General features: G+C 70.2%; 4 protein-coding genes. All 4 read right to left on the reverse strand.

Annotation, left to right across the window (positions count from 1 at the left end):
* Positions 1-272 (reverse strand): VOC family protein (locus tag VIR15_RS19860; protein ID WP_331930982.1); only part of this gene is annotated, 272 nt, incomplete at its 3' end.
* 126 nt (positions 273-398) lie between these two features.
* Positions 399-1,391: a BadF/BadG/BcrA/BcrD ATPase family protein gene (locus VIR15_RS19865; RefSeq protein ID WP_331930984.1), complete on the reverse strand. Its 993-nt coding sequence runs from the start codon at positions 1,389-1,391 to the stop codon at positions 399-401.
* A 100-nt stretch (positions 1,392-1,491) separates the two neighbouring features.
* Positions 1,492-2,262, reverse strand: coding sequence for a sugar isomerase domain-containing protein (locus tag VIR15_RS19870; RefSeq protein WP_331930986.1), 771 nt, complete (start codon positions 2,260-2,262; stop codon positions 1,492-1,494).
* Positions 2,263-2,289: 27 nt separating this feature from the next.
* On the reverse strand, positions 2,290-3,180 hold an 891-nt coding region (locus VIR15_RS19875; protein WP_414654991.1), incomplete at its 5' end, for a tetratricopeptide repeat protein.

A 3,180-nucleotide genomic window follows, 5' to 3' on the forward strand; every position in this document is an offset into this window, starting at 1 on the left:
ATATCAACACGCTGTGCGCCATGAGCCACCAAGCGAGCCACCTCGGCGTCCTGGTCGTCGGGCCTGAAGTCGAGATGCAGTCTGCTCTTGGACTTCTTGCTCTCATCAAGCCGGACGAAGTCCAACCCCGGGACGCGATCCGGCCCGGAGCGGATCTCGAACTCGTCAGCCGAGGAGTGGACCACAACCCAACCAAGAGCCTCAGCCCACCACTGCCCCAAGGTCGCTGGATCTACAGAGTGAACAACAACCTGTTCCCATTCCAAGGCCATCCGCCGAGCCTAGACCTGCCAGAGGCTTTGGATACAAGGCATTTTCACGTGATGCCCCCATCACGGACTACGTCATCCACGTCCTCGGACTCTGTTACGACTGATCGGCGTGCTGACGATCTGGTCTCATGCTCGACCCCTCAACTCCTCGATGGACCGCGTGAGGCGAGCCAAGGTGTCGCGGTCGACGACGGCTCGACCGCGCAGCAACCCCACGATCGCCGCACCGGCCACCCCGTCGTGGGCGATTCGGACGTCCGCGACCGCAAGCTCCCTCGTGAGCGCACCGCCCGATGATCTCCCTGGGCCGAAAAGTCCCTTGACGACGACGCTTCCCCCGAGGACAACCGGGAGCTCGTCGTGTCCGTCACGGACCAGGCGGAGGGTCCCGGCCAGGGCTTCCTCGGCCTCCGCCGTAATGGCCGCCGCGGTGTCGTCGGCGGCCTCCGCACGGAAGGCCAGCGGCGCCAGCCGGGCGAGCCGCACCGGTTGGCCGTCGTAGACCCAGCTGACCAGGGCCCGAAGCCGCTGCGACCGATCCCCCTCCGTCGGTCCCAGGCCGAGCTCCTCGATCACCAGCCGCGTCAGATCGGTCGGTTCGCCGGCCCCGTTCAGGTCGGCGGCGACTGCCCGCGCGACCTTGCGGCCGATCCAGAAGCCCGATCCCCGGTCGCCCAGCAGCCACCCCGTCCCGTCGACCGTGCGCTCTATGACGAGGTCCCGGAAGCGGCCAGCGATGGCCCCCGTGCCGGCGACGAGTGCCACTCCGGCAGGCTCCACGGCCGCGGAGTGGTACATCGCGAGGATGTCGGGCGCTCTCGTGTACTCCGCCGCCGGGACGGCAAGGGCCCGTGCCACGGCTCGTCCATCGAGCAGGTACTCCTCACCGGCGGCAGCCAGCACCACCCTACGCACGTCGTCTGGTCTGATTGCGGCGGAGGTCAGGGCAGCCGACGCGGCCTCGGTCAGGGCTGCCAGGGCCCGGTCGGCGCCGACCGCCGTGGCGTTGCCACCCGTGGATGCGCCATACCCCAGGCATTCAGCATCGGCCGAGACAACGACTGCACGCGTGTGCGAGCCGCCCGCATCAATGGCCAGCAGTACTCCAGATTCCCTCATTCAGGCATCCTGTCGTCGGCCGCCGTTCGAGCAGGCCCCGGCGAGACCGCCGCCAGCGGTCGCCGCCGCGGGCCGGCCGTAGCGCGCACGTGTCGGAAGATCAAGAGCTGCGCCGGATCCGGCCCTCGTAGCGTTGCTCCAGCTCCCTGTTGTGCTCATCGCCGCCCGGGATGTTCGCGGACAGATAGAGCGGCGCCTGCGCTCCCCGCTGAGAGAGCGTCCTTGCGACGCCGATGGTGAGCAGCTGCGCGATGTAGGCGGCGGTGATCGACGAGACCGCCCCGACTCGGGCGTCGAGGCCCAGGGCGAGGGTGGCGTCGCCGTAGGGCGCAAGGTTGTCGATGACGACGTCGGCGACATCGGCCAGTCGCTGCCCACTGGGGTGCAGCGGCGACACACGCGCAGTGTGCTCCAGGCTGGTCACGGCGATCACGCCGTGGCCGTGCTGGCGCGCCAGGAGCGCCAGGCCGACGACTGAGCCATTGACACCGGAGTTGGACGCTATGACGAAGACGTCCTCGGGTTGCCGGTTGACGGTTGCGAACAAGTCCTCGGCGATGTGCGGGTCCCGCTCCAGCGGAGGGCGGCCGCCCAGTTCCGCCAGCGTGTGCTGCCCGTAGAGGACGGTGTCGCGAAGGGCGACCTTGTTCGTGGGGATGAGGCCGCCGGCCCGACCGGCGATCTCCATCGCGAACGCTTCGGAGTGACCGGTGCCGAAAGCATGGATCACCCCGCCGCGCTCGATGCACTCCGCAAGGAGGGTGATGGCGCGATCCAGACCACCGTCGGAGGCGACCCGCGTGATCGAGTCCAGTCGCGTGCGAACCTCCGCCGCGTATGCCGCGACGTCGTCGAGGGCCTCGGGCCACATTGTGTTTCTCCCATCGTCGGAACTACATCAAACCTCGGTCGCGGCCGGCCCGGGCGACATCCGGAAGTCCAGGTGCCGTGGCACAGGCTCCCCGGGGCGCAGCCGCTGCCACAGGTCGGACAACGTCCGGTCGCCCTCTGCGAGGTCCGGCACCTCGAGCCCCTTCAGCACCTCGAGCGCCGCCACGTCCTGACCGAGCGCAGACAGCGCCTCCGCGAGAAGCATCTGGGTGCGACCGTGGTCGCGGACTGCGACGGGGAGTGCGGCCACCGCGGCCACGATGTCGCCCGGGCGCCCCGCGTCCCGCAGGGAGATGAGCCGCTCGACCGCGAGCCGACGGTCGTCCGGAGCGAGCGAGCACGCGCGCCGGTACAGCGCGTCTCGCTCCATCGCATCGGCGGCGAGCAGCGCCTCACCGCGCAGCGTCACGGCGGTGGGGTGCAGTTCGGCGCTTCGACGGTATGCCGCCTGTGCGCCGTCCAGGTCACCGCGCAGGTGGCGTGTGGTGCCGAGGGCGTAGTAGGCCCACCAGCCAGCCCCTCGCTCCACGGCGTCGGACAACCGCGCCGCCCACCGGTCCGACACAAGGGGCAGCGCCGGTCGCTGCGGGTCCATGCGGTCGAGGGCCGTGGGGTCGTCCAACTCGACGAGCCGGAGCAACGGCAGGCTTTCGTCTCCGACCTCCGGGAACGGCGTGCCAGGGAGCTGCGCTGTGGCCCCACGGAGTGCGAGCTCAGCCCGGCCCCAGCCCGAGCCGGTGTGCACCAGCTCGCCGGGAGCGAGGTCAGCCCCCTCCCGGAGCCACCGGTCGTGCTGCTCGTCGAGCCAAGCGGGTGGCGTGGCCCCATGGACCGCATCGCGAGCGGCCCGCGCGGCGGCGCGGTACTCGGCTGTCACGACGGACGGGTCGAGCTCGAT

The sequence above is a fragment of the Intrasporangium sp. genome (assembly GCF_036566125.1).
GTDB lineage: Bacteria > Actinomycetota > Actinomycetes > Actinomycetales > Dermatophilaceae > Intrasporangium.